The organism is Tepidanaerobacter sp. GT38, from assembly GCF_021991635.1.
Taxonomy (GTDB): Bacteria; Bacillota; Thermosediminibacteria; order Thermosediminibacterales; family Tepidanaerobacteraceae; genus DTU063.
Map to the genome: position 1 here is coordinate 1 of NZ_JAFFJA010000107.1, position 5,754 is coordinate 5,754.

Here is a 5,754-nt window from a genome sequence, read left to right on the forward strand (position 1 = left end):
CAAAAGCAAAACAACAATACAACATAAAGCAAGAGACAATTAAGAAAGCTAAGGAAGTATTTAGCAAAACCACGTATGAGAAGCTAAATAACATACCTGTTTTTAATATGGGTAAAAAGACTCCAATATCAACTATATTAAAAGGCATACAACGGAGCGGGTATGCTATATAGCTGGTTTTGTATCAAAAAGATGGGGATACTTCTGACCATAATTATCCTACAACAATTTGACACTATCGAAATATTCCAGACAGCTTGACATGTTCTCACCAAAAGTTTAGTATTTATTACAAGACAAGTTTATATAATGAAAGAGTGTTTGGTAAAGATGGGTACTATTTCTCCTACAAGAGAACAGGCTTTTGAGCTGCTGAAAAAATATACTAAAAGTGAAGCTTTAATTCGGCATGCCCTTGCTGTTGAAGCGGTTATGCTGCATTTTGCCGAAGTGCTGGATGAACCCGATAGGGAAAAATGGGGAATAATTGGCCTTGTTCACGACCTTGATTATGAAATGTATCCTGAACAGCACTGCCAAAAGGTCAGGGAAATTCTCACTCAGGAAGGCTGGCCAGAAGATTACATAAGGGCAATTCAAAGTCACGGCTGGGGTATTTGCTCGGATGTAGAGCCTGTAGAAAAAATGGAAAAAGTCTTATATACAATAGATGAATTGACGGGCCTCATTACGGCAACAGCACTGCTTAGACCGAGTAAGAGCATTTTAGACCTTAAAGTAAAGTCGGTCAAAAAGAAATGGAATCAGAAAAACTTTGCCGCAGGTGTAAACAGGCAGGTTATTGAAAAAGGCATAGAATTACTGGGCTTTGAGCGGGATTTCGTAATAGAACAGACCATAAAAGGTATGCAAAAAGTTGCAGAAGATATTGGATTAAAAGGCAATCTATAAGCAAATAACAGGGAGCAGCAAACTTCCTCCCTGCTATTTTTTTAATTTCTATTTACTGCATATCAATTACTAACTTCTCAATAAAATCTTTGACTTCAGACAAAGAACTTAATTTCTTAAAAATAAGTTTTTTCTACTTCTTTTGACGGTTGTTTTATATCGGGAATACATATTGGACGCATGCCAGCCCTTGAAGCTGCTATTAATCCCCTGTCCGAATCTTCTAATACAATGCAATGATCTGGTTTGCAGCTTAATAATTTAGCCGCCTTTAAAAAGATATCCGGCTCAGGTTTTCCCTTTTCAACATCATCTCCGCACACTATTGCATCAAATTTATCCTTTATGCCACCCATAGAAAGCCTTTTTTCTGCCTTCTTTCTAACCGTAGAAGTGGCAACTGCTTTCATTATAGATTTGTTTTCAAGAAATTCTATCAATTCATATAGACCTTCTTTGACCGGAATACCATTGTTTTTCAAATATTGTTCCATATATTCTTGCTTTCTCTGGTAAATTTCATCATAAGGAAAAGAACTGCCAAAGTACTGCATAAAAAAGGATTTTGTATCCCTAAAATCCGAACCTATTACATTAGAACTTATACTGTGATTAATATCATATCCAAAGTCTTTACCTGCCTTTTGCCATGCCCAAATATCAAGCCTTTCAGTGTCAAACATTAGGCCATCCATATCAAAAATTACCATTGACAGCTTTTCCATAATTTTTTGCAATCCTTTCTACTGTTTTTTTAAGAGGTAAAACCATTATTCAAAACTCAACCTATATATGTAATTTGACAATATTTTGTATGCTTCAATCGCCATAGCGCGGTAGCCCTGCTTGTTTGGGTGAATGCCATCAAAGTCCATCTCCTCTTTTATCCTCCCATTGCTGCCCACTAAAGGAGTATAAAAATCAATATATGCAATATTTTTATCACAGCAGTATTCCCGAACAAATTCTCTAAATTTGCAAAGCTTTTCTTCCACTGCCGGCTCATCCACCGGAAGGGGAATTCCTATTATCGGTCTGATACCTGTGTCCAGGGCTTTTTTGACAATATTTTTTAAGTTGTTTTCCATAGAAGACAGGGAGAATCCATTAAAAGCATCATTGGTTCCTCCCATTATTATAACTAGATCAGGTCTATAAGCAGCAACATCTCCATAAAACCTTTTGAGCATTCCCTCAAGTGTATCTCCGTTAATACCTTTATTTATGATATTAAATCCCTTTTCACTATTTAATATATTTACCCATGAAGCTTTTATGTCATAAGGGTACCCTTGAGTGAGAGAATCACCCAAAGCTATAATTTTGATATTTTTTAAACTTCCTTTCATGCAATACGCCTTCCTTTCAAGGCAGTATCCTAATTTCATATTTTTCGGAGTATAAAAGAATGTAAAGATTCAGTTTATAAGCTTGTTCCCGTTTCATCCAGGTTTTTCGCCATGTTTATCAATTTTTCTCGAAGCGCCGGGGCTTCACATTCATCAGCCAGAGCTACCAGATAATCTCCCGGGAGTATGGTGGTTTCGCCCTTGGGTATAATTTCTTCACCTCCCCGCATTATCCCTACTATAAGACACCCGGAGTCCCATTTCACATTTTTTATCTTTTTACCATCTAAGTAACTGCCTACGGCTATCGGAACTTCCAGGATAATTTTCTCTTTAGCCAAAATAGAAACAGCTTTGTCCTTTTTTCTTCTACTAAGAGCTCTCTCTAAAAGTGAGTCGTAAATAGGCTCTCCGTTAAAAATTTCTGTTACTAAATACGATGTCAGGGAAATTAAACTTATAGATAAAAGGTGATTGAAATTACCCGTCATTTCAGTGATTAAAATGCTCCCGGTTATAGGAGCTTTAACTATCGCTGAAAAAAAGCCTGCCATTGCGAGAATAATAAAGTTTTTGATATAAATAGGATCTAGATCTATTAGATTTGTCAACACCATTCCAAAAAAATTCCCTGTTAAAGCACCTAGAACCAAAAGGGGCAAAAATATTCCTCCAGGCACACCTGAGCCGTAACTTACCATCGTAAATAAAAACTTAGCCACAAAAAGAGCTATTACTAACCTTAAAGTAATATCGCCGTTTACCATAGAATCTATTAGTGGACTGCCGCCGCCTAATACCTGTGGTAAATAAAATCCCAGCACTCCAGCAAGCAGCAAGGGTATAACCGGTTTTAATTCTTGCTTTGTAATGCTTTTTTTAAACAATTCCTGTGTTTTAAGAAGCATGCTGTTAAATAAAAGTCCAAACAATCCGGTAATTATTCCCAGTATTATTATGTACAGATAATACCTGTGGGAAAGTATTGTAATACCGGTTATATTAAAAATAGGTTTTTGACCGAAAAAGCGCTGTGACAAAAATGCGGAAACGAGGGATGATATCATTGTCGGCACCAGTACAACAGGTGAAAAGTTTTTGTGCAATTCTTCTAGCGCAAAAATTACCCCGGCTAGAGGGGCATTAAACGCTGCTGCAAGACCTGCACTGGCTCCGCAGGTTATAAGATATTTTTCTTCAACTTTGGATCTTTTCATGATTCGGCTAATTCCTTGGCCCACCGCTGAACCAATTTGAACAGAAGGGCCTTCTCTGCCCAGAGATAAGCCCGCCCCCAGTGCTAAAACTCCTCCCACAAATTTATATAATATAACACTTATCCAGTTCATTCTCATACGGCCGGAAAGTATTCCTTTGACCTGAGGAATTCCACTGCCGCTTACCATGGGCTCCTTTTTGGCAATAATACCTAAAGCATAGCCAATTATAATTAAAACTGCAAACCACAGCAGTCCAGTTATAAAACCGTTTTTACCGATCAAAATGTAAATCTGCTGTCTCAAAAGCTCTGCCTTTTCTAACAGATATCTGTACTGCACAGTCAGCAAACCCGCTAATATTCCTGCAGCTATACCTTCAACAATTCCGCGCCTTTTAAAGTTTTTCCAATCATTTAGAGCGACATAAGTATTACTTTGTTTCAATTAAAAGCCCCCAATCAAATAACTTAGTTATTTTATTGGTCAATTTTTTAATTTATAAGATATATTTATATATCCCATGTCCAACTCCGGAATCATCATTTGATAAAGTTGTAAAATCAGCTATTTGTTTTAATTCTTCTACTGCATTATCTACTGCTATGGACAGACCCGCTACTTCAAACATGCTCATATCGTTATAGCCATCTCCGAAAACTGCTGTTTGCCCATCCTATAACGGGCACAATAGCAATAACATTTCCGATTGCCAGCGGAATATTTCTTTTTAAAGAAACAATCCAATCCACATCCTGCCCATCAAAATTTACTACCTCTATGCCCATTATCTTTTTCCCTATACTTCGGTTTTTATAATCTGGATTTTTAGTAATTTCAAAAGCAATAGCATCTTTTGTAAGTATGTAAATAGTACCCGCTATTCCTCCAAGTATTGGCACATAAATAAGAATGCTTGCGATGATGCCATCTATTAATGCTGCAATAATTCTCTCGATTAAACCTGCTTTTTTATATACTATTTTACCATAATTAAATATATTAGTTTTGCAATAGATTTTTCAATACCCTTAAAAAGTTTTCTCCGTAAATAAGCCGGAGTTCATCGTCACTGTATCCCCTTTTTACCAGCTCTTCTGTCAGCTGCCACATATACTTATGTCCTTTTATTACATCATTAGACTTTTTTTCATTATCGACCAAATTTGATCTGAAAATTCTGTCGCAAAAATCAAATCCCAGACAAATATGATCTACTCCTGCAATTTCTTTTAAATGATCAACATGATCTGCCAGCACCTTTACATCTGCATTGCTTTCAGCCACTAGCACACTTGCTGCATTTACCCCAATAACTCCTCCACTTTTAGCTAAAGCCGAAATTTGGTCATCCGTTAAATTCCTCATAATATCATTTATAGCCCTGCAGTTAGAGTGAGAAGCAATTACTGGCTTTTCAGCAATTTTCATCACATCCCAAAAGCCTGCTTCATTTAAGTGGCTGACATCTACTATCATTCCCAGCCGCTGTGCTTCTTTTACTACCTGTTCGCCAAACGGGGACAATCCGTTCTCTTTGTCTTTCTTGCGGCCAAAGCTGCACCCGTCAGCTGCATAATTGCGCCGGGACCATGTCAGCCCCACTCCTCTTACTCCCAGTTCGTAAAATATTCTGAGCAAATTAATATCATTTAATAAGGGTTCAACTCCTTCAAATGAGAGCATAATGCCGATCTTTTTTTCTTTCAAAGCTTTATCAATATCTGACCTGCTCTTTAACAACATTATTTTATCTGCCGATTCATCTAATTCGCAAAAAAAAGCACTGATCTGGTCTAAAGCTTTTCTCAAAGCCATTTCCGGCAAAAATTCATCTTCTATGTATATAGAGGATACCACAATGTTCACGCCGCCCTGCACAAATTCCGGTAAGTGTTCAGTTTCAATTACCTTCTTTTGACCCTTTTTTCTCCTTTTTTCAACATCAAAAAGCAGATCCATGTGAGCATCTGCTATAATAAAATCCCTGTGGATTGTTTTTATACGCTCTTTTATTTCATCCATTATCTCTCACACCCATTGAAAAAAATATTGCAATAAAATAATTTCCCTTTAAGTTTATCACTTTTTATCTGATATAACTAGATCTTTATATACTAATCTAGGGAAATTTTAAAATATGTAAAAATTTTTCTCAAGGACAATAAAATGGGATTAGATTCATTTGTAAATAAATATTTCATTTTAAATATCAAAAATTAGTTAAAGTGGAATTAAATTTCTTTCAAAAAAAAAGCATAGTGTAAAATAATTGT

Annotated in this window: 7 protein-coding genes; 1 reads left to right on the top strand and 6 read right to left on the bottom strand. The window is 36.3% G+C overall.

Going from position 1 to position 5,754, the window contains the following annotated elements:
* Window positions 1–330 precede the first annotated feature (330 nt).
* Window positions 331–912, top strand: a complete 582-nt coding sequence (locus tag JT739_RS11705) for an HDIG domain-containing metalloprotein (RefSeq protein WP_370642672.1) — start codon at window positions 331–333, stop codon at window positions 910–912.
* Between the two features lie 116 nt (window positions 913–1,028).
* Here JT739_RS11705 and JT739_RS11710 read toward each other — a convergent pair whose 3' ends face one another.
* The 6 genes from JT739_RS11710 to JT739_RS11735 form a co-directional block, all read right to left on the bottom strand.
* On the bottom strand, window positions 1,029–1,637 hold the full coding sequence (locus tag JT739_RS11710; RefSeq protein ID WP_237661312.1) for an HAD family phosphatase: 609 nt from the start codon (window positions 1,635–1,637) through the stop codon (window positions 1,029–1,031).
* Between the two features lie 45 nt (window positions 1,638–1,682).
* A complete protein-coding gene (locus tag JT739_RS11715) occupies window positions 1,683–2,261 on the bottom strand; it encodes a GDSL-type esterase/lipase family protein (protein WP_237661313.1) in 579 nt (192 codons plus the stop codon).
* Between the two features lie 74 nt (window positions 2,262–2,335).
* The gene (locus JT739_RS11720; protein WP_237661314.1) at window positions 2,336–3,925 is read right to left on the bottom strand and encodes a ClC family H(+)/Cl(-) exchange transporter; all 1,590 of its coding nucleotides are present in this window, start codon (window positions 3,923–3,925) and stop codon (window positions 2,336–2,338) included.
* Between the two features lie 52 nt (window positions 3,926–3,977).
* Window positions 3,978–4,115, bottom strand: coding sequence for an HAD hydrolase family protein (locus JT739_RS11725; RefSeq protein ID WP_237661315.1), 138 nt, complete (start codon window positions 4,113–4,115; stop codon window positions 3,978–3,980).
* A 4-nt stretch (window positions 4,116–4,119) separates the two neighbouring features.
* Window positions 4,120–4,497, bottom strand: a complete 378-nt coding sequence (locus tag JT739_RS12990; RefSeq protein ID WP_370642673.1) for an RDD family protein — start codon at window positions 4,495–4,497, stop codon at window positions 4,120–4,122.
* Window positions 4,481–5,503, bottom strand: a complete 1,023-nt coding sequence (locus JT739_RS11735) for a dipeptidase (RefSeq protein ID WP_237661317.1) — start codon at window positions 5,501–5,503, stop codon at window positions 4,481–4,483. Before JT739_RS11735 ends, JT739_RS12990 begins: the two co-directional genes overlap by 17 nt.
* Window positions 5,504–5,754: the final 251 nt, after the last annotated feature.